Source organism: Streptomyces sp. NPDC037288 (genome assembly GCF_055603265.1).
The window spans coordinates 96,424-117,237 of sequence record NZ_JBVJVY010000030.1; the positions used below are offsets into that span (position 1 = coordinate 96,424).

The window sequence follows — 20,814 nt, forward strand, 5'->3', positions numbered from 1 at the left end:
CTGCTACCGGTCCCCGAAGATCGTGCGGTGCCAGTCCTTGCGGGCGACCGCCGTGTTGTCGAACATTACGTGCTTGACCTGGGTGTACTCCTCGAAGGAGTACACCGACATGTCCTTGCCGAAGCCGGACGCCTTGGAGCCGCCGTGCGGCATCTCACTGATGATCGGGATGTGGTCGTTGATCCACACGCAGCCCGCCCTGATCTCGCGGGTGCAGCGGTTCGCGCGGTAGACGTTCGCGCTCCACGCGGAGGCGGCGAGGCCGTAGGGGCTGTCGTTGGCCAGCCGGATGCCCTCATCATCACTGTCGAAGGGCAGGACGACCAGGACGGGGCCGAAGATCTCGGACTGGACGATCTCGCTGTCCTGGGCCGCGTCGGCGATCAGGGTCGGCCGGTAGTAGGCGCCGTTCTCCAGACCGCCCTTCGGCGCCTCGCCGCCGGTCACCACGCGCGCGTAGGCACGCGCACGGTCCACGAAGGCGGCGACCCGGTCCCGCTGGGCGTGCGAGATGAGCGGGCCGAGGTCGGTACCGGCGGCGAACGGGTCGCCGAGCCGCACGGTCTCCATCAGCGCCGCCGTCCGCTCGACGAACGCGTCGTACAGCGGTCGCTGCACGTACGCGCGCGTGGCGGCCGTGCAGTCCTGTCCGGTGTTGATGAGCGCACCGGCGACGGCGCCGTGGACGGCGGCCTCCAGATCGGCGTCGTCGAAGACCACGAAGGGTGCCTTGCCGCCCAGCTCCAGGTGGAGCCGCTTGACGGTGGCGGTGGCGACCTCGGCGACGCGCTTGCCGACGGCGGTGGACCCGGTGAAGGAGGTCATGGCGACATCGGGGTGGCCGACCAGGTGCTCCCCCGCCTCCCTGCCGGTCCCGGTGACGATGTTGACCACACCGTCGGGGAGGCCGGCGTCCGTGGCGGCCTGGGCGAAGAGCAGCGAGGTGAGCGGGGTCAGCTCGGCCGGCTTCAGCACGATGGTGTTGCCCGCGGCGATCGCCGGGAGGATCTTCCAGGCGGCCATCTGGAGGGGGTAGTTCCAGGGCGCGATGGAGCCGACCACACCGATCGGCTCGCGCCGGACGTACGACGTGTGGTCGCCCGAGTACTCGCCGGCGGACTGTCCCTGCAGGTGCCGGGCGGCGCCCGCGAAGAAGGCGGTGTTGTCGATCGTCCCCGGTACGTCGAACTCGCGGGTCAGCTTCAGCGGCTTGCCGCACTGCAGCGACTCGGCGCGGGCGAAGTCCTCGGCACGCTCGGCGAGCACGGCGGCGAACCGGTGCAGGGCGTCGGAGCGCTCGCCCGGGGTGGCCGAGGCCCAGCCGGGAAAGGCCTCGCGCGCGGCGGCGACGGCCGCGTCGACGTCGTCGGGGCCGGCCAGCTCGTAGGTGTACACCTCCTCGCCGGTGGCGGGGTCGACCACGGCGTGGGTACGGCCCGAGGTGCCCTTGGTCAGCCGGCCGGCGATGAACTGCGCGCCGTCGGCGAATCGCTTCTCGGCGGGAAATCGTTCCGGGGTGGCGGTGCCCGGGTTGTGCATGTCGCTCTCCTCCGCCGTTCGCCCCGTCCCGGGGGGTGGGTGGCGTAGCTCCAGCTCGATTTGAGTGCCGATCCTGACAGAGGGAGTGGACTCCAACAAGTGATTCCGTTGTTGCCTTTTGGTTACGCGACGGAATCTGTCGACCAGGTGTCGAGTCCGGCGGGGAAAGGCCGGACGGAGTGTCAGTGGTACGTGCCAGACTCGCGTGCATGGGGAAGATCGACGGGGTGGAAGCCCTGATCAGCGAGGTCCGGGCAGGGGCCCGGATCAAGTACCTGCACTTCTGGGGGCACCGGCCGCGGCCGGACGGCAGGATCGGCGCGAGCTGTCTGAGCCAGTGGTGGCCGTCACCGTTCGTGGTGGACGGCGTGGAGTACGCGACGGCCGAGCACTGGATGATGGCCGGCAAGGCGCGGCTGTTCGGGGACCCGGAGGCGGAGCGCCGGGTTCTGGCCGCGGAGCATCCTTCTCAGGCCAAGAAGGCGGGGCGGCTGGTCCGGGGCTTCGACGAGGCGGTGTGGGAGCGTGAGCGCTTCGGGATCGTGGTCGAGGGCAGTGTCCACAAGTTCGCGTCGGACGACGATCTGCGCGAGTTCCTGCTGGGCACCGGCGACCGGGTGCTGGTGGAGGCGAGTCCCGTGGACCGCATATGGGGCATCGGCCTCGCGGCGGACGACGCGGCGGCCATGGATCCGGAGCGGTGGCGGGGGCCGAACCTGCTGGGGTTTGCGCTGATGGCGGCGCGGGAGCGGTTGTCGGGCGCGGGGGCCTGAGCGGCCGGAAGCCGGGGGGCCCGGCCTGATGCCCGGCCCCCCGCGTCTCCTCCCGGTCCGCCGGGACCGTCAGAACGTGCCGACGCTGAAGATGCTGGCGAAGAACGCGAAGACCAACACCGGCAGGAGCACGGTGGCGATGATGCCGCAGACGAGACCGGCGGTCGCCGCTCCCTTGTTGGTGGCCTCACCCCGGTTGGCCTTGCCCCGGCCCACGGCACCGAAGATGATCGCCAGGATGCCCAGGATCATCCCGAGGATCTCCATCGCGATGGTCAGGCTGCAGACCACCCCGATGATGCCCAGCACGAGTCCCGCGGTGCCCATGCCGTTGCTCGGCTGCATCGGCATCGCATAGCCGGGGGCCTGCGGGTAGGCCGCGGGCGGCGCGGCCGGGTAGGACGGCCCCGACTGGGGGTGGCCGTAGCCGGGCCCGGGCTGCTGCGGGTATCCGTATCCCGGTGCCTGTTGCGGGGCGGGCTGGCCGAAACCACCAGGTTCCGGGTTGATGTGGGACATGAAGTGGGTTCCCCTCCGTTTGACGATCAAGGCATCGTAATGGCCGCGCGCAGGAGAGGGAGCGGGTTCCCGGCCTACGGGTGCCGGAAGAGCCGCGGCCCGGCGGATTCAGCGGTCGGCGGCCACCGTCACCGAGACGCTGCGGGCGGAGTCGTCGTACGGGTCGGAGTGCGTGCTGCCCTCGTGGATGGCGGCGGTGATACCGATCGCGAGCAGGACGATCACGGCGATGCCGAGCACGATGCCGATGACGCCCATGATCAGGCCCGCCTGGGCCTGGCCGTGGTTGGTGGCCTCGCCGCGATCGGCCCGCCGGCGGCCCTTGACGCCGAAGACCACCGCGAGGATGCCCAGCACCACCGAGACCACGCCGTACATGCAGAACAGGCACAGGGAGAGGATGCCGAGCACCATCGCAGCGGTACCCATGCCGTTCTGCGGGGCCATCGGCATGCCGGGCCAGCCGTAGCCCGCGGGGTAGCCGGGATAGCCGTAGCCGCCGGCAGCGGGCGGTGCGGGTATGCCGGGGCCCGAGGGCGCGATCGGCGGGGGCGGTACCGCCTCGCCGCCCACCGGGGCCGTGCCCGGCACACCGAACCCGGAGGCGGCGGCCGGTGGTGCGAAGCCGGGGGGAGACGCGGGCGGGGCGAAGCCGTCGGTCTGCAGGGAGGCCATGGTGGCCTGGTCGTGCACGGACGGCGGCTGCACGGGCGGCTGAGCCTCCGCGCCGGACGGCTTCTTCTCCAGCGAAGGCCGGTGCTCGGGCGGCGCCCACAGGTTGTAGTCGCCCCCTGAGGCGCCGCTCGGCTGCGCTCCGTCACTCACGGGCATGTCCCCCTCGGTCGTTCGTGCCGCCATGCTAAGGCCTCGCCGCCGCACCACTGCGGCCCGGTCCCATCGGGTGCACCCAGGGCACGCGGTGCGGCCGCCCGCCGCACCGCCCCTCCGCCGGCCGGCCCGCACCCGCCGCCCGCCTACGATGTCGTCCGTGCCACCGATCAGCCGATCACCCGCGCCTCGCCCGCACCGGGCCGCCGGCGCCTTGTCCGGGGAGGACCCCATGACCGACAGCAGCTCCGTACCCGCCGCCGGCACGGCCGACCGCGACCTGCGGGCCTTCATCGCCGGGCTGCCCAAGGCCGAACTGCACGTCCACCACGTCGGCTCCGCCTCCCCGCGCATCGTCTCGGAACTGGCCGCCCGCCACCCCGACTCCAAGGTGCCCTCCGACCCCGAAGCCCTGGTCGACTTCTTCACCTTCACCGACTTCGCGCACTTCATCGACGTGTACCTGTCGGTCGTGGACCTCATCCGCACCCCGGAGGACGTCCGGCTGCTCACCTACGAGGTGGCCCGCGACCTGGCCCGGCAGCAGGTGCGGTACGCCGAGCTGACCATCACGCCCTTCTCCTCGACCCGGCGCGGCATCGACGAGCTGGCGTTCATGGCGGCGATCGAGGACGCCCGCAAGGCGGCGGAGGCCGAGTTCGGGACCGTGCTGCGGTGGTGCTTCGACATCCCCGGTGAGGCCGGCCTCGAGTCCGCCGAGGAGACGGCACGGCTCGCCACCGACGACCGGATCCGCCCCGAGGGGCTCGTGTCGTTCGGGCTCGGCGGGCCCGAGATCGGCGTACCCCGGCCGCAGTTCAAGCCGTACTTCGACCGGGCCATCGCCGCCGGCCTGCACTCCGTGCCGCACGCCGGTGAGACGACCGGCCCGGAGACGGTGTGGGACGCGCTGAACGAGCTGCGCGCGGAGCGGATCGGGCACGGCACCAGCTCCGCGCAGGACCCGAAGCTGCTCGCGCATCTCGCCGAGCACCGCGTCCCGCTGGAGGTCTGCCCGACCTCCAACATCGCCACCCGCGCGGTCCGCACCCTGGACGAGCACCCGATCAAGGAGTTCGTGCGGGCAGGGGTGCCGGTCACGATCAACTCCGACGACCCGCCGATGTTCGGCACCGACCTCAACAACGAGTACGCGGTGGCCGCCCGGCTGCTGGACCTGGACGAGCGGGGCCTCGCCGGTCTCGCCAGGAACGCGGTGGAGGCGTCCTTCCTGGACGCCGCGGGCAAGGCCCGGATCGCGGCGGAGATCGACACGTACACCAGCACCTGGCTCGCCTCCTGAGCCCACCACAATGGGGGGCATGCAGACCGTGACCGCCGTGGCCCACCGCGGCGACCCCTACCGCTTCCGCGAGAACACCGTCGACTCGCTGCGTTCCGCGCTCGACCAGGGCGCGGACGCGGTCGAGATCGACGTACGGCTCACCCGCGACGGTGTCCCCGTGCTGCTGCACGACGCGACGCTCGCGCGGCTGTGGGAAGTCGAACGGCCGCTCGGCGCGCTGTCCGCGGAGGAGCTGCGCGGGCTCACCGCGGGCGGTGTGCCGACGCTCGCGCAGGCGCTGGCCGCGACCGGCGACTGCCGGGTGATGGTGGACCTGTGCGGGCGGCCCGACCGGCGGATGGTGGACCGGGTCATGGACGTGGTCCGGCTGAGCGGGGCCCGGGAGCGCGTCTACTACTGCGCGGGCGCCGAGGCGATGCTCGCCGTCCGCGCCGCCGACCCGGCCGCCGAGATCGCCCTGACCTGGACGACCCTCGCCCCGCCCCGGCCCGTGCTGCTCGACGTGGTCCGCCCGCGCTGGCTCAACTACCGTTTCTCGCTGGTGAGCCGGGAGCTGGCGGCCCGCGTGCACCATGACGGGCACCTGCTGTCCGTGTGGACCCCGGACACCCGCCGCGCGATGGGCCGCCTGCTGGACCTGGGCGTCGACTCGATCACCACGAACCGGATCGACGCCCTGCACGCCCTGCGCAACGGCGGCTAGGCATCTGCTGGGTGCCGGCCGGCAGGACGGCAAAGCCCACGGCCGGACTTCCCATGCCGGTGGCGGCGGGGTCGGTTTTCTGCACCGGGAGCGCCCGCGGGCCGGAACCGGGGCCGGAGCAACCGGCCCGCCCGTCCGCGCCCCGCACCACCACGGCTGCCAGCAGGTGAGTCAGGCGGCGGTGAGCGCCTCCAGCCGCTTGATCTTCTTGCGTACGGCGTACAGCGGGATCACCCCGAACACCCCGAAGGACATGTCGATCACGCTCCACCAGAAGGGGATCCCGCGGATCGGACCGCAGACGAGGGCGAGGGGGATGATGCCGGCGCAGGCGATCATCCCGAACTCGACGACCCAGATGTTGCGCACCGGGTCGCGGTACGGGCCGTAGAAGGCGACCGCGATGACGAGGTGGGCGAAGGCCAGCCAGTCGGTGCCGTAGAGCAGGAACGGGTAGTCCGCGTCGGCGGTGTCGAGTCCGTCCCGTACCCGTGCGATCCAGGCCGTCAGCCCCGGCAGGTGCTCCGGCGCGGACAGCGCCCGCAACGCGCTGTCCGTCCAGCGCAGTTCGTGCACCAGGGGGAAGGCCGTGGCCCCGCTGAGCACGAGGCACACGACGAAGAGGGCCAGCCAGACGCGAATGCCCTTGAGCAGGGCGGCTCTGTCGCTCATGGGAGGAGCGTACGCCTGCGTTTGAACGCGTTCAAAACCGCCCCGCTCCCTGCGGTCACCCCAGCCGGTCGTCCAGCGGCACCTGCCACACGCCCGGCAGATGCCCGTCCAGCTCGCCCGGTTCGAAGCGGCACATGCCGACCGCGTGCCAGAACTCGCCGGTGACGTCTCCCTCGTACTTGTAGCCGCCGGACGGGGCCAGGGCCGCCCAGCCGCCGGGCAGGCCGACCAGGGTGACCCGCAGGGTGGCCGGAGCGTCGGCGGGGACGTTCCACAGCCGTACCGTGCCGTCCTCGCCGCCACTGGCCAGCAGGGAGCCGTCGGGGCTGAACGCCACCGCGAGGATCCGGCCGGTGTGGCCCGTCAGCACAGCCGTCTGCTCGCCGGTGTCCGGGTTCCACAGACGGACGGTGCGGTCGTCGCCCGCCGTCGCCAGCAGCGGGCGCAGCGGATGGACGGCCGCGGTCCAGAGCTTGCCGGTGTGGCCCGTCAGCCGGTGGTCGGTCTCGCCGTCTTTCCAGATCACCGCCGTACCGTCCCACGAGGCGCTGGCCAGCCAGGAGCCGTCGGGGGCGAAGGCCACCGCGTACACCCGGTCGGTGTGGCCGTCGAGTTCGGCGGTGATCCGGTGTCCGTCCACGTCCCAGATCCGCACCTTGCGGTCGTCGCAGCCGGTGGCCAGGACGGCGCCGTCGGACCGGAAGTCGATCGCACGGACCCGCCCGTAGTGCTCGCCGATGGTGGCGACATGCGCTCCGGTGGCCCGGTACCACAGCCGTACCGTGTCGTCGTCGTTGGCGGTGGCCAGCAGTTCACCGTCGGTGCTGAACGCCTCCGCCCACACATGGTCGGTCTCCACGTCCAGTTCGCGCTGGTACTCGCCGGTGGCCGCGTTCCACAGATAGACGTCGCCGTCACTGCTCGCGGTGGCCAGCAGCGGGCCCGCGGGCCCGAACACCGCGGAGACCAGGCGGTCGCTCTGCCCGGTCAGTTCGCGCAGCCGCCGGCCGGAGGCCGAGTGCCACACCCGCACCACGCCGTCGTTGCCGCCGGCCGCCAGCATCGAGCCGTCGGCGCTGAACGACAGGGTGCCGATGCGCCGCCCGTGGCCGCGCAGGATCCGCCGGCCTTGCCCGGCGGCCGGCTCCCACAGCCGTACGACGTCGTCGTTGCCGCCGGTCACCAGCAACGTGCCGGAGCCCGGCGCCGGGGTGTCGCCGTGCGGGCGGAACTTGCACACCCACACCGAGCCGCGGTGCTCGGCGGGCTGCCGGCTCAGCGGCGCCGCGACCGGCTCGGCCGCCGGGTCGATCCGCCACAGCCGGACCACCCCGGCGCTGTCCCCGGCGGCGAGCAGGGTCCCGTCGGGGTCGAACAGCACCTGGTACACGGCCCCGCGGCAGCCGCCGAGCAACCCGGCCGAGCGTCCCGCCGCCAGGTCCCACAGCCGCACCTCCCCGTTGGTGTCGCCGCTGACCAGCAGGGCGCCGCCGGGGTGGAAGTCCAGGGTGTAGACGCGGCCGGAGTGCCCGGTGAACACATGGCGCGGCGTCCCGGTGGCGAAGTCCCACACCCGCACCGTGCCGCCGTGCCCCTCGTCGCCGCGGTCGGCGGTGGCCAGCAGGGTGCCGTCCGGGCTGAACCGCGCCCGGTACACCACCCCGTGGTGACCGGGCAGCTCCCCGGTCCGCCGCCCGGTGGCCAGGTCCCACAGCCGTACGACGGTGGAGGCGTCCCCGGTGACCAGGGTGGCGTCGCCGGGTCCGAAGGCGACGGTGTAGACGGGCGCCGCGTGTCCGGGCAGCCGGTGCAGCGGGGTGCCGGAGGCGGTGTCCCAGAGGGTGACCACGCCGTCGGCGTCGCCGGTGGCCAGGCGCGAGCCGTCGGTGTCCAGGGCGAGGGGCCACACGCCGTTCGGGTGGATCTCCAGCCGGTGCAGGCAGCGGCCGGAGACCGGGTCCCACAGCCGTACGGTCCCGTCGGAGCTGCCGGTGGCCAGCACGCGTTCGCGGAACTTGACGGCGTACACCCGGCCGGTGTGCCCCTGCAGGGTGCGCAGGGCGATGCCGGTGGCGGCGTCACAGACCAGGACACCGCCGTCCTCGCTGCCCACGGCGAGCAGTTCGCCGTCGGGGCTGTAGGAGATGGGCTCGGGCAGCCGGACGCGGGCCTCGTAGCCGTACGGCACCCCGACCGTGGAGGGCCGGAAGCCGGAGTCGACGGCCATGCCGGGCGCGATCGCGGCCCCCTGGAGTTCCGGGGTTCGCGCCAGCGGCCCGGTGGTCGCCGAGATCAGCGCCGCCCGCCGCCACCGGCCGCCGTCCACCCGGGCACCGGTCAGGTCGGTGCCGATCAGCCGGGCCCGCCTGAGGTCGGCGCCGCGCAGGTCGGCCCCCGTCAGATCGGCGCCGTCCAGCCGGGCGCCGGTCAGCCGGGCGCCGCGCAGGACGGCGCCGGAGAGGCTGGCGCCGACCAGCCGGGCGTCGGTGAGGTCGGCGCGGGTCAGATCGACGCCGGAGAAGTCGCGGTGGGACAGGTCCTCCCCGGCCAGGGCGGCACCGCGCAGATCGGTGTGCGCGGGCACGCGGAGCCGGCTGAGGATCTTCACCGCGTTGGCGTGGCCGGCGTCCGGCGAGGCGTCCCCGGCAGTGCCGGACAGCTCCCGCTCGGCCCACGCCTGGCAGACCCGGTGGTCGGCGAGGTCGCACAGGAACTCGACCGCCAGCTGGCTGAGCTGGCGCCGCCCCAGCAGGGCGCTGTCGCCTTCGGTGAGCCCGCGGGCGCACTCCCGGGCGACGAGCCACTCCACCACCGAGCCGTGGATGAACCGGAACACGCCGTCGTCACTGCGCACCAGCAGGCTGCCGGAGCCGATGGCGTGCGCGGTCTGCGGCACCGACATCCGGTCGCCCGCGAGCCCGCTCAGGGTCTCGGCGACATCGGTCAGCTCGTCCAGCCGCAGCGAGTCCTGCCCGCTCTCCCACAGCCGCAGGGCGAGCGCGGTGACCGCGTGCCACAGCTGGTCCAGGGAGAGCCCGGGTGCCCGGCCGGGGCTGCCGCTGCCCCGCTGGGCCTCGAAGCCCAGCCAGGCGGTGAGGACCTCCTCGTACAGCCCGGCGGGGCTGAGGGCGCGCCCGGCGCCGGCGACCGCCCGCAGCCGGTCGTCGTCGAGGTCGGCGACGAAGCCGAGCAGCCGGGGGTTGCGGCACAGGGCGAGCAGGTCGGGGACGGCGTCCAGCAGCCGCAGCCGGTGGTCGGCGGCGCGTTCGTCGCCGTCGTAGCGGTTGACCAGGTAGGCGCGGATCTGCTGCGGGCTGAACTCCTGGACGGCCAGGACCCGGCGGTGCGGGAGCAGGCCGACGCGTTCGCCGAGCGCGGTCAGCACCTGGCCCTGTGAGCGGAAGTGCTGGGTGCGGCTGGAGACCACGATCTTGGCGCTGTCCACGGCCGAGTCCAGCAGCACCTGCAGACGCTCGGCGGCGCGGTCGTAGGTGACCTGGTTGACGAGTTCGTCGAAGCCGTCGAAGAGCAGCACGATCCGCCCCTGCTGGAGCATGTACCTGAAGGCCCGCAGGTCGATGTTGTCGACGCCGTGGGCGGCGAGGTGCGCGGCGACCAGCCCCTCGAACGAGTACGCCCGGTCCAGCGCGTGCAGTTCCACCAACAGGGGGACCAGATGCGGTAGTTCGGCGGGGACGCGGCGGGCCAGCTCGCGCAGCGCGAAGGTCTTGCCGTGCCCGAAGTCGCCGAGCAGCAGCAGGAAGCGCCCCTGGTCGGAGTCGAGCAGCCGCAGCATCTCGTCGACGAGCCCGTCGCGGTCCTCGGCGTCGAGGCGTTCCACCTCGCGGTACCGCTGCGGCAGGTACATGCCCGGCGGGTAGCGCGGGTCGGTGCGCAGCCGCTCGCTCTGCGCGCCGACGTATCCGCGCAGGTCCAGCAGACCCTGGAACTCGGTGAAGCTGCGCACGCGCACGCCCCGGCGGCGGGCGGCGTCGCGCAGTTCGCGGGCGGGCGGCGGGCCGTCGTGGACGAGTTCGGCCTCGGTCTCGGCGTCGGCGGCGTGCACGAGGGCCACGAACCGGTCGACGTCCTGCGTGGTCGGGGTGCCGGTGTGCACGGCCACGCGCTGCTGCCGGACGAAGCCGGACTGGGTCCAGGTGACCAGCAGTTGCGGCAGCGGCCCGTCGACCTGGCGGATCTGGGCGCCCTCGTGGCGGGTGCGGCACACCTCGGCGACCCGGGCGAGCAGTATCTCCACCGGGCTCGTCAGGGCGCGCGGCTCCGGCTCGGGCTCGGGGAGGCCGTTCCGGCCGGCGGGGGGCACGGGGTCCGCGCCGGGCGTGCCGTCCCCGGATGCCCCGGGACCCCCGGGGGCGCCGAAGGCGCGGTGGGCCCGGAGCCACCGGACCGGCCTTCGCTGCGGGTCCCGCGGCCCGTCCCAGACGGCCAGTCCCTCCCGGCCGACCCGCAGCAACTGGTGCCGGCCGGGCCCGACGGCGCCGATCACCGGCACCTCGCCGGAGGCGGTGGTGAGCGCGGGCAGCGCACCGGCGTCGGCCGGGCCGTGCAGCAGCAGGTGCAGCCGGGGAGCGGTCAGCCGGGTCAGCACATCGGTGTCCCGCAGCGGCCCGGCGCCGTCCAGGGCTGCCGTGCCCGGCGTACCGGCCCGGCGGAGACCGGGGGCGGCGGGCCGTGCGACACCCGGCGAGTGCCGTACGACGCCGATCCTCAGCCACCCCTCGGTCTCATGGGGCCGCAGCGCCTGCGCGAACCAGGCGGCCTGCTCGCGCCCGATCAGCCCGTACTGGTCGTCACGCCGGTGGCTGTAGGCCATGGACGAGTTCAGCCCCGCGACCACCGTGTGCAGCTCCGGCACGGGAAAGAGGGTCCACGGCTGATCACTGTCGAAGACGACGTCCAGCCCCTGGTACAGCTCCTGGAACAGCCGTGCGAAGTGCCGCCACTTGGGCCAGTACGGCGGCCGGGGCGGCATCTCGTCCGCCTCGCAGGTGCTGAAGTAGGCCTGGCAGGCCGCCTGGTTGACGTCCTGGCCGCCCGGGACGAGGGCGACCCGGTGCGGTTCGAGCCCGAGCAGGGCCCGCATCCCGGTGAGGAAGGCGAGGGCCTGCTCGAACTCGCGCCGGCTGCCGGAGGCGGTCAGATCGCCGGTGACCACCAGCAGGTCCGGGGCGGGCGCCCCGGCATCCGCCAGCTCGACCAGGTCGCCCCAGATCGCCGCCTGCAACTCGGCGGGGTCCTGCCCGCGGCCGAAGGCGGGCCCGGCCAGCTGGAGCACGGTGACCGCCTCCCGCTCGCCGGCCGCTGCGGGCAGGCGCGGATACGACGGCGGCGCGGCGGGCCTGCGCCGCCCCGCCCACCCCGGCCCGCCGAGCGGGCGCCCGGGACCCGGAGCGGCCGGGGCGGACGGTACGGCGTGGCCGTTCGCCCCCGGGTAACCGGGCGGCAGACTGGGTCTGGCCCGCCCGTCGAGGGCCTGACGGACCCGGGCGAGCAGCAGCTCCCGCGCCGCCCGCGCATCGGCGACCGGCACCAGGTCCACGTAGGTGATGGTGGCCAGCAGCCCCTCCACCGGGATGTCCTCGACCCGCACGGTGATCAGCCGCCGCTCCGGCGCGTCCGGATCCGCCCGCAACGCGGCCTGCCACTCCATCCGCCCGTACCGGGACCGCTCGTAGTTCCGCGACAGTACGGCGATGACGGCGGCGGACTCGCTCACCCCCCGGTCCATGAAGTCCACGAAGTTCGTGCCCGGCACGAAGTCCCAGGCCTGCAGGACCGTGCGGTATCCGGCCTCCTCCAGGGTCCAGGCGATCCAGGACGCCCAGCGTTCGTCGGCCGGCGAGTAACTGATGAAGAAGTCCAATGGCCCGGTGCTGTCCCCCGGGGCGTTCTGACGAGCCACCATGTATTGATGATGCCGTGAAAAGAGAGGCTGATACCGGTCGTTTCCAGGCGTTCGACGACGCCCTGGTCACAGCGACGTACAAACGTGCGACCCTTCCAACCGTGCGTGCCTTACTGCTGCGTCTGCATGTCCTCGACCGGGTGGCGATCGGTCTGCTGGTGACCGGACTGCTGTGCGTGGCCACGGGATTGCTGCCGGCGGGGTCCGCGTCCGACGCGATGTCACGCATCGCCCCGCTCCTCGCCTTCCTGGGCACGGTCATCGTGCTGGCCGAACTGACCAGCAGGGCCGAGGTGTTCGACGTGGTGGCGGCGCGGGTGGCACGGGCGGGGCGGGGCAGTTACGCGTTGCTGTTCCTACTGTGCGTGCTGTTCGCCGCGGTCACGACCATCGCCCTGAACCTGGACACGACGGCCGTCCTGCTGACCCCGGTGATGCTGGCGCTCGCCTCCCGGGTGGGTATCGCGCCGGTGCCGCTGGCGATGACCACGGTGTGGCTCGCCAACACGGCGAGCCTGCTGCTGCCGGTGTCCAACCTGACGAACCTGCTGGCCGCCAACCGGGTGGCGCTGTCACCGCTGGGTCTGGCGGCACGGATGTGGGCGCCGCAGCTCGCCGCGCTGGCGGTGACGATGGCTTGTTTGTGGCTGTTCTTCTGGCGGCGGGGGCGGCGTGGGGGGCCTGTGGTGGACCGGTTCGGCCTGAGGGCGGCCGTACCGGTGTCGGGGCCGGGTGCGGCTCGCGCCGACGACGTACGCGCGGACGCCGCCGACCGCTATGTGCCACCGGCTGCGCACCGCCCGGCCGATCCGGTGCTCTTCCGCGCCTGCGCGCTCGCCTGCGCCGGCTTTCTGCTCGCCATCCTGGTCGCCGACGTACCGCTGTGGATGGCCTCCGCGACGGCCGCGCTCGTCGCCGTGGCGGCGTTCGGGGTGCGGCAGCGGTCCGTTCTCCGGCCGTCGCTCGTCCCTTGGCGGCTGCTGGTGATGGTCCCCGGCATGTTCCTGGTGGTCGAGACGTTCGACGCGCACGGGCTGCACCACCTGCTGGCCTCGGCGGTCGGCACCGACGGCGGCACGCTCGGCCTGTTCCGCGCGGCGGCGGTCGGCGGCGGCCTGTCCAACGCGCTCAACAACCTGCCGGTCTACCTGGCCGGGGAGGCGGCCGTTCCGGTCGGCAACCATGACCAGCTGCTGGCCCTGCTGGTCGGCACGAACGCCGGGCCGGTGATCACCCCGTGGGCGTCCCTGGCCACGCTGCTGTGGTACGAGCGCTGCCACGCGTACGGGGTCCGGGTGCCGGTCCGCCGGTTGATGGGGACCGGCGCGGTACTGGCGACGGCGGCGGCGGTCGCGTCGGTGATCGCCTTGGCGCTGACGCGCTAGGCGGGACGGTAACGGAAGCAGGAATTCCTGCTTTTTCCGTGCCGTGAGGCGCCTGAAATGGCGGCAGCCCGGGGCGGACGACCGAAACCTCGCTTTATATGCTCATGCCAAGCCGGAGAACCGGGCATTAAATGGCAGTGCATGTCTAAACCAAGGGTGCGCTTACCGGCCTGGATCCGGCCAAGATCCAGGCGCTGACCTGGGCCATCACCATTGCGCGAATATGCCTGACCGAAAAGCGCAGTACATCTAAAACGAGGCCGATCGTCGGATGGGCACAAGCGAAGCTCCTCACCATTGGAGCCTTTCTCTGAAAGATGTATGACGCCCTACTAATCGTTAACGGAGGGCCTAATTGTGGGTTCGCTCACAAATGATCGGCAGCGAATTCTCAAACCTTCGGAAAACTGATAGCCGTGAGAGACCCGCCGCACGACTCCGCCCCTTGGCGGACCGAAGGGACAGCACATGGACCTCGACGTCCTCGGAAGTATCGAGTCCGGGATCATCCACGCGATGGCAGCCGACGGATGGGCCGCCGTCCGCGCCGGCATCGCCCGCTCCATGGCGAACACCACTGCCGAGCGTGACAAGATCGCGGGCACTCTCGACGGCCAACGCGCGGCCGTCCTGCGCGGAGACGAGGGCACCGCGCGACGCCAGCTCAACCAGCTCCTCCGGGCTTACGCCGCCGCCCACCCTGACGCGGAAGCCACTTTCCAGTCCCTGCTCACCTCCCTGTCGAGGCCCGCCGTGAGCGACAACAGCGTCAACACCGGTGACGTGACCAACTCCAACATCGCCGGGAGCGGCGGACGCATCGCCACGAACGGCGGCATCGCCGGCGACGGGAACACGATCGCCGGCCGGGACGTCCGCCAGAACAACAGCGTCCGCAACAAGACCACCCACAAGGGCGCCGGACCGGCGGTGTTCATCGTCGTCGGACTGGTCGTGCTCGCGCTCGTCGTCCTGCTGGTCAACCACGCCAAGGCCAAGCAGGCCGACGGCTCCGACAGCGGCTCCCCCACCACCACCGAGAGCACCCACGACCCGCTCGCCGGTGTCACGGTCAAGACGTGCGGCGAGTGGCTCCGTCTGCCGCAGAGCGAGGGTGACCAGGTCGCCCGCGACATCGCCCTCCGCCTGGGCAACCACGAGGCCGCCCGGGACCCGTTCCTCGTGCAGAACGTGCAGTACGACTGCGGCGGCATCGAGACCAGGCGTCTCGCCGACGTCCTGGCACCGGGCAAGGTCGGCTGACCTCCAGGGTTTCGTCTGGATCAGTCCCGAGGGCCCGCCTGGCGCGGGCCCTTTCCTCGCGTCCAGCGGGAACCGCCACCGGCCGCGGTTCTCGACCGCACACAGAGCTCGGGGGAGTCGAGGTCATCGAGGACGGTGGCCGGAGCCGGGGGAGAACGAGCTGACGAGGTCCAGCAGGTCCGGCAGCAGCTCCGGGCGCCCCGCGACGAAGGAGCGCCCGGTGTCAGGGCCGCCGAAGCCACCGGAGAACTCCGCGCCGTCGAGGTGCCGCAGGGCGATGCCCGCCTCGCGGGCGAGCAGCGCACCGGCGGGCAGGTCGATCGCCTCCGCGCGGTAGCCGACGAAGCCGTCGATGTCGCCGCGTGCCAGCATCGCCCAGGCCACCAGGGGTGCCCAGAGCTGGAGCAGGCGCCGGGAGCGGAGTTCGAGGGTGTGCCGCAGGGCGCAGGCCACGGGGTCGTCGCGCAAGACGCCGTGACCCTGGGTCCAGGCCAGCAGGGGCCCGGCGGCCGGATGCGGGCGGTACTGCGCGGCCACGGCGAGCCGCCCGTCCGGACCCCGCGCCCCACCACCCCGCAGGGCGGACCACGTACGGCCGGTCACCGGATCGTGGACGACCCCCACGACGGGGGTGTCGTCGACGCACAGCGCGATGCCGACGACGTAGACCGCCAGCCCGATGACCACGTTGTTGCTGCCGTCGAGGGGATCGACGAGCCAGGTGCGGCCGCCGCCGTCGCCGGTGAGTTCGCCGGACTCCTCGGCCAGGATGCGGTCGTGCGGGAAGCGGTCGCGGATCCGGCCGACGACGATCTGCTCTGCGGCCAGGTCCAGGTCGGTGACGACGTCGCCGAGTCGGCCCTTGGGGCGGGCGGCGGTGAAACCGTCGGGGAAGCGGGACCGCAGCAGCGCCCCGGCCTCCTCGGCGGCGGTCACGGCCGTGCGGTGCTCGGTGCTGTAGCCGGGGTCAGGGTTCGGGCTCATGGATCCTCCTGAGGGCGGCCCGAGCGATCCGGGCGGTCTGGGTCGCGTCGCACGTGCTGCGGACCATGCGGTGCCCCGGTGCGGACAGCGGGCCCAGCGAGAGGTCCACCCGGCCGGGCAGGGTCCGCCCCAGCACCAGGGTGGCGGTGGGACGGTCGTCCGGGACCACGGTGGTGTGGAATTCACCCGCCGGGAGGGCGTAGGTCTGGCCGGGCGCGCTGGTGTGCTCGGCGCCGGGCCGGCAGCGCACCAGCCGCTCGGTGGGCCGCAGTTCGTCCACGCCCGAGGGGTCGCTGAGCACCTCGAAGACGCGGTGGGTGGCCGCGCCGGGGTCTTCCTCGACGTGCATGCGCCGGTTGCCGAGCCGGCCGTACAGCACGGTGCTGGTCAGGTCCCAGCTGTGGCAGTGCACTTGGGGGGCGGCCCGGTCGGGCACCGCCTCCGGTGTGCGGAAGACGTGGACGCAGACGCCGTCGCCGCCGTCGCGCAGCACGGGGAAGCAGACGAACCCCAGCGGATGGCGCACAGCGCGCAGGGCGCGGCGGCCCGAGGCGATCCGGTCCAGTTCCGCTGTGGCGTGTCGTATCAGCTCGGCGGTGGCGTGCCGCCGGGCGGCCCGTTCCAGGGCCGGGTAGTCCATGTTCCTTCCCCCCTTGGCCGGAACACGACGCTCACCTGCGGTACGGGTTCTCCGCGCGCAGCGCCTTGTCGATGATGTCGCCGACGTCACGATCGGTGAAGCTCGACGGAAGAGGCAGGCCGAGCCGGTCGAGCAGGCGTCTGACCTCGTCGACGGTCGGCTCCTCGGCGAGCGGGACGGCCTCGCGCAGATCGAGCTTGACCGCCTGTTCGCGGCTCTGGTGCAGCTCGGTGACGTAGTAGTCGTAGAGCGGCCGGTCCCGCTCCACGTACAGGCTGACCCGGCTCGGGTCGTCCTGGGTGATGATCAGGCAGGTGTCCGAGAGGTCGAAGCGCAGGGCCGGTGCCACCGAGGAGAGGTGGACGTCGATCTCCAGGGTGTCCAGCCGCTGCCGGTGCCAGCTCGCGGCGACGACGGTGGCGTACGCCTCCTTGCGGGTGCGCTCGACGGTCCACTCACCGAAGCCGCCGCCGAACGTGCTCCGGAAACGGGCGTACGCGGTGCACACCTGGTCGTCGGCCGGGTTGATGATGTCGATCTTCATGCTGAGCGAGCGCCGCTGACGCTGTGCCTCCAGCACGCACTCGGGCAGCGTGACGGCGCGCAGATAGGTGCCGGTGCCGCCCTTGAACACCCAGCGGGTGGTGGCGCGCCGGGCCCGCTCGTGCGCGAGCGCGACCTCGGCGCCGGACAGCGTGCGCACCATCGCCAGGTCCTCGATGGCCCGGCTGGTCCCGGCGGCCGCGGCCCGGATGTCGGCCAGCCGCCGGCGGCGCTCGGTGAGCCCGCCGTACACCAGCGCCGCGAGGACGAGCAGGGTGGCGCCGGAGACGATGTTGCTGTCCATGTTGTTGTTGAGGACGTCCATGAGCCCGACGACCACGGCGACGACGATCGCCACGATCCCGTCGGCGTTCCGGACCGCCCACGCGATCCCGTCCTCCAGCCGGCGCCCGGCACCCTGCGGTGTACTGCGCGTCACGTCCACCCTCCCCCGACGGTGGCTTCCATCGTAGGAGCACGGGCACGTCGTCAACCATGCATCAATCAGCCGTGAACACCGTGGAGTTCAGGTCGCCTCCGGCCCTCGCCCACCAGGCGTCCCGGTGCGGCACCTGCTGGGCCGGGCAGCCGTCACCGGCGCGGTGCGCTGCCGAGGTGGCGCAGTGCGGCGGCGGCTGCTCCGGTGGTGATGTCGCCGCCGGCGAGGTTGGGGTTGGCGGCGGCGAAGTCGGCGGGTGTGGTGGTGCGCAGGCCGACGATGCGGTCCCGGGTGCCCGGGGCGAAGCGTTCGAACTGGCCGATGACGGCTTCGGCCGCGTCGCCGTCGTATCCGTGCGGGACATGGGCGTAGGCGTGGACGGGGTGGACCCGGCCGGCGGACCGGGTGGGGTCCAGGGGCTGACGGCGTGGCGTCTGTTGCGTTCGGTCGCCCGGATACGGCCCGGCGAGAGCGTGGTGGTGCGCGCCGCCGCGGGCGGAACGGGCAGTCTCGCCGTCCAGTTGGCCCGGGAGTTCGGGGCGGGGCGCGTCATCGCCACGGCATCGTCCGCGGAGAAGCGTGCCTTCGCCCTCGAACTCGGTGCGGACGACACGGCCGACGGCGACGCGGAGGGCTGTCGGGAGCGCGTCCTCGACGCCCATCACGGACGGCCGGTCGACACGTCCTGGACGCCGTCGGCGGCCCGGTCCCCGACTCCGCTCCGGACACCCTCGGCCATCTCGGGCGACTGGTCGCCTACGGTGCCTCGTCCCGGCAGGCCGCTTCCGCCGTCGCGCCCAGCCGTCTCGCGCTGGGGAGCCGCACCGCCGCCGGCTTCCGGCTCATCCCCCTCATCGCCCGGGACGGGCCGGTGGCGCCGCGCTCGAGGAGCTGGTCCGGCTCACGGCGCGGCGACGTCTGCGCCCGCTGGCCGGCGCGGAGTTCGACCTCGCGCGCCCGCGACGCCCACGAGGACCTGCCGGCACGCCGCACGAAGGGCAAGCCGGTGCTCCGTCCGTGACGCTGCCTTCGTACGGGAGACCGCCCGCCGGATCACCGGCACGCTGATCGCGCCGGCGGCCGCATCGGCTCCGGCGTGCAGCATCATCTGCCTGGAACACGCCGGAGCCGAACGCCGGGCAGGCCCTCGACGCCGTCGAAGCGTGCCGAGCACTCACCGTGGGTGGGCCCGTGCCGGGGGAACTTCAGGTCCAGTGGCCTGTGGCGACAGCTTCGGTCACGAAGTCCTCGAAAGACCGGGGCGGTCGGCCGAGGGCTCGTTCCACACCGTCGCGGAGCGCGGCACCAGAACCGCGGCCGACCGTCGTGAGGACGTCGACGAGCAGCCGCGCGACATCGGGTGAGGCGCCGGCTGCGACCTGGCGCCGGACGAAGGTGTCCGGATCGACGTCGACGTGATGGATCGTACGCCCGGTTGCCTGGGCGATGAGGTGCGTGGCTTCGCCGAAGCCGATGGCCCGTGGACCGGTCAGCTCGTAGGTCTGGCCGCTGTGCCGGTCTTCGGTCAGCGCGGATGCGGCGACCTCGGCGATGTCCTCGGCGTCGATGAAGGGCGTACGCCCGTCACCCGTGGGCAGCGCCAGGGTTCCGGCGAGGATTCCAGGCAGCCAGGGTCCCTCGCTGAAGTTCTGCGAGAACCAGTTCGGGCGCAGGACGGTCCAGTCGGCGCCGGAGCCGCACACGGCCTGCTCGGCGGCATACAGGGGGTGGTCCCTTTCAGCGGCGCGCGGGGCGGACAGCAGTACCAACCGCCGCACGCCCGCGGCCACCGCCTCGGTCACGAACCGGGGGACGCGCGCCTGACGGTCCGTGCTCATCCGCAGGTCGGGCTCCACGAGGTAGGCAGCGGTGACCCCGTCGAGCGCGGGCCCCCAAGTCGTTGGGTCGTCCAGGTCGAAGGGGATGTCGCCGCCGGTGCGGGACGCCGTGCGGACGGGCCGTCCGGCGGTCTTCAGACACCGGACGATGCGGCTGCCGGTCTTGCCGGTGCCGCCGAGGACGAGGATGGTTTTCATGCCGCCCAGACAACTCCAGGGGCGCGTGGACGTTCCATGGGAGAACGTCGAAACCACCTTTGTGTTCGTCTAACGTGGGGCTGTGGATGTCCTGAGCGATCTGCTGCACCGGGCCCGTGCCAGGAACGCGTCGGTCAGGCAGCTGATCCGGTGCCCCCCGTGGTCGCTGGCCTTCGCCGACACCCCACCGCTCACGGTCGTGACCACGCTCGCCGGCCACGCCTGCGTCCGGTTCGACGAGGCGGGCACCGCGCCCGTACGCCTCGGTGCGGGTGACATCGCCCTGATCACCGGATCCGGCCGACACACGATCGCCGACGACCCCTCCACCCCGCCTCAGGTCGTGATCCACGGGCAGCACAAACACATCGTGGACGGTCACCACGACGCGGCGGGCACGGTCCGGAGCCTGGGCCCGCGTACCTACGGCGACGGTTCGCCCGGGGCCACGATCATGCTCCGGGGCGCCTACGAACTCCGCGGGGACGTGGGCGACCGTCTGCTGGGCATGCTCCCACCGGTGGCGGTCGTGCCCTCCGGGCCCGCGACCCGGGCAGCACTCGATCTCCTCGCCACCGAGGTCACCCGCGACGAACCGGGGCAGGACGCCGTCCTCGACCGGGCGCTGGACCTCGTGCTCGTGCTGGCGTTGCGTACATGGTGCGCCGGACCGGCGAGAGCGCCCGCCTGGTACCGGGCGCTGGGCGATCCCGCGGTCGGCGAGGCCCTGCGCCTGCTGCATGAGGATCCCGGCCGGCGCTGGACGGTCGCCGGGTTGGCCGCCCGAGCCGGCATGTCCCGCGCCTCGTTCGCCGCTCGTTTCACCGCACTCGTCGGTGAGCCCCCGATCGCCTACCTCACCGGCTGGCGGATGACGTTGGGGGCGGACCTGCTCCGCAACACGGAGGCGACCGTCGCTGCCGTGGCCCATGAGGTGGGATACGACGACCCCTTCGCCTTCAGTGTGGCGTTCAAGCGCGCCCGGGGCATGAGCCCCTCGGCCTGGCGCCGTCAGGGCCCTTGACCGCCGCACCGCACCGCACCGCACCGCACCGCACCGCACCGGCAGCCCAACGGCGGGAGGTGCCCGAGGAGTCAGGGGCCCGGCAGACTGCCACGACCGCTCTGCCCGGTGGCGCGACGCCGCTGACCAGGACCACGGTCGCGGGGGGGGGGGGGGGGGGGGGGGGGGGGGGGGGGGGGGGGGGGGGGGGGGGGGGGGGGGGGGGGGGGGGGGGGGGGGGGGGGGGGGGGGGGG

15 protein-coding genes and 2 pseudogenes are annotated in these 20,814 nt (G+C 73.0%); 7 read left to right on the forward strand and 10 right to left on the reverse strand.

Going from position 1 to position 20,814, the window contains the following annotated elements:
- Positions 1 to 3: 3 nt before the first annotated feature.
- Complete coding sequence (locus tag ACZ7GZ_RS28995) at positions 4 to 1,539, reverse strand: gamma-aminobutyraldehyde dehydrogenase (protein WP_471028654.1); 1,536 nt, start codon at positions 1,537 to 1,539, stop codon at positions 4 to 6.
- A gap of 209 nt (positions 1,540 to 1,748) precedes the next feature.
- Between ACZ7GZ_RS28995 and ACZ7GZ_RS29000 the strand changes: the two genes are divergently transcribed.
- Entirely contained in the window at positions 1,749 to 2,312 is a 564-nt protein-coding gene (locus ACZ7GZ_RS29000; RefSeq protein ID WP_471028656.1) for an NADAR family protein, read from the forward strand.
- 69 nt (positions 2,313 to 2,381) lie between these two features.
- Here the strand turns inward: ACZ7GZ_RS29000 and ACZ7GZ_RS29005 are convergent, their stop codons facing one another.
- Together ACZ7GZ_RS29005 and ACZ7GZ_RS29010 are read right to left on the reverse strand one after the other, a co-directional pair.
- Entirely contained in the window at positions 2,382 to 2,831 is a 450-nt protein-coding gene (locus ACZ7GZ_RS29005) for a DUF4190 domain-containing protein (protein ID WP_471028657.1), read from the reverse strand.
- Between the two features lie 108 nt (positions 2,832 to 2,939).
- A complete protein-coding gene (locus tag ACZ7GZ_RS29010; protein ID WP_471028659.1) occupies positions 2,940 to 3,662 on the reverse strand; it encodes a DUF4190 domain-containing protein in 723 nt (240 codons plus the stop codon).
- A gap of 174 nt (positions 3,663 to 3,836) precedes the next feature.
- Here ACZ7GZ_RS29010 and ACZ7GZ_RS29015 point away from each other — a divergent pair.
- Both ACZ7GZ_RS29015 and ACZ7GZ_RS29020 read left to right on the forward strand, forming a co-directional pair.
- Positions 3,837 to 4,962: pseudogene (locus ACZ7GZ_RS29015) on the forward strand (adenosine deaminase).
- 19 nt (positions 4,963 to 4,981) lie between these two features.
- The gene (locus ACZ7GZ_RS29020; protein WP_471028661.1) at positions 4,982 to 5,668 is read left to right on the forward strand and encodes a glycerophosphodiester phosphodiesterase; all 687 of its coding nucleotides are present in this window, start codon (positions 4,982 to 4,984) and stop codon (positions 5,666 to 5,668) included.
- Positions 5,669 to 5,839: 171 nt separating this feature from the next.
- Here the strand turns inward: ACZ7GZ_RS29020 and ACZ7GZ_RS29025 are convergent, their stop codons facing one another.
- A complete protein-coding gene (locus ACZ7GZ_RS29025) occupies positions 5,840 to 6,340 on the reverse strand; it encodes a hypothetical protein (RefSeq protein WP_471028662.1) in 501 nt (166 codons plus the stop codon).
- 55 nt (positions 6,341 to 6,395) lie between these two features.
- Positions 6,396 to 12,266, reverse strand: a complete 5,871-nt coding sequence (locus tag ACZ7GZ_RS29030; protein ID WP_471028664.1) for a WD40 domain-containing protein — start codon at positions 12,264 to 12,266, stop codon at positions 6,396 to 6,398.
- 101 nt (positions 12,267 to 12,367) lie between these two features.
- On the opposite strand from ACZ7GZ_RS29030, the gene ACZ7GZ_RS29035 reads away from it, so the two are divergent.
- Both ACZ7GZ_RS29035 and ACZ7GZ_RS29040 read left to right on the forward strand, forming a co-directional pair.
- Entirely contained in the window at positions 12,368 to 13,651 is a 1,284-nt protein-coding gene (locus ACZ7GZ_RS29035; protein ID WP_471028665.1) for an ArsB/NhaD family transporter, read from the forward strand.
- A gap of 468 nt (positions 13,652 to 14,119) precedes the next feature.
- A complete protein-coding gene (locus ACZ7GZ_RS29040; protein WP_471028667.1) occupies positions 14,120 to 14,914 on the forward strand; it encodes a hypothetical protein in 795 nt (264 codons plus the stop codon).
- A gap of 123 nt (positions 14,915 to 15,037) precedes the next feature.
- Here ACZ7GZ_RS29040 and ACZ7GZ_RS29045 read toward each other — a convergent pair whose 3' ends face one another.
- The 3 genes from ACZ7GZ_RS29045 to ACZ7GZ_RS29055 are packed head-to-tail and all read right to left on the reverse strand — an operon-like array spanning position 15,038 to position 17,520.
- Complete coding sequence (locus ACZ7GZ_RS29045; protein WP_471028669.1) at positions 15,038 to 15,898, reverse strand: inositol monophosphatase family protein; 861 nt, start codon at positions 15,896 to 15,898, stop codon at positions 15,038 to 15,040.
- On the reverse strand, positions 15,882 to 16,538 hold the full coding sequence (locus tag ACZ7GZ_RS29050; RefSeq protein WP_471028671.1) for a hypothetical protein: 657 nt from the start codon (positions 16,536 to 16,538) through the stop codon (positions 15,882 to 15,884). The genes ACZ7GZ_RS29045 and ACZ7GZ_RS29050 overlap by 17 nt, the downstream gene beginning before the upstream one ends.
- Before the next feature lie 31 nt (positions 16,539 to 16,569).
- On the reverse strand, positions 16,570 to 17,520 hold the full coding sequence (locus tag ACZ7GZ_RS29055) for a hypothetical protein (protein WP_471028672.1): 951 nt from the start codon (positions 17,518 to 17,520) through the stop codon (positions 16,570 to 16,572).
- A 362-nt stretch (positions 17,521 to 17,882) separates the two neighbouring features.
- On the opposite strand from ACZ7GZ_RS29055, the pseudogene ACZ7GZ_RS29060 reads away from it, so the two are divergent.
- Positions 17,883 to 18,161, forward strand: a pseudogene (locus ACZ7GZ_RS29060) (zinc-binding dehydrogenase); the annotation flags it as partial.
- Between the two features lie 115 nt (positions 18,162 to 18,276).
- On the opposite strand, the gene ACZ7GZ_RS29065 reads toward ACZ7GZ_RS29060, so the two are convergent.
- Positions 18,277 to 18,522 (reverse strand): hypothetical protein, encoded by a 246-nt coding sequence (locus ACZ7GZ_RS29065; protein WP_471028681.1) that lies wholly within the window; start codon positions 18,520 to 18,522, stop codon positions 18,277 to 18,279.
- Between the two features lie 203 nt (positions 18,523 to 18,725).
- On the reverse strand, positions 18,726 to 19,556 hold the full coding sequence (locus ACZ7GZ_RS29070) for an NAD(P)H-binding protein (protein WP_471028673.1): 831 nt from the start codon (positions 19,554 to 19,556) through the stop codon (positions 18,726 to 18,728).
- An 82-nt stretch (positions 19,557 to 19,638) separates the two neighbouring features.
- Between ACZ7GZ_RS29070 and ACZ7GZ_RS29075 the strand changes: the two genes are divergently transcribed.
- Positions 19,639 to 20,580 (forward strand): AraC family transcriptional regulator, encoded by a 942-nt coding sequence (locus ACZ7GZ_RS29075; RefSeq protein WP_471028674.1) that lies wholly within the window; start codon positions 19,639 to 19,641, stop codon positions 20,578 to 20,580.
- Positions 20,581 to 20,814 lie beyond the last annotated feature (234 nt).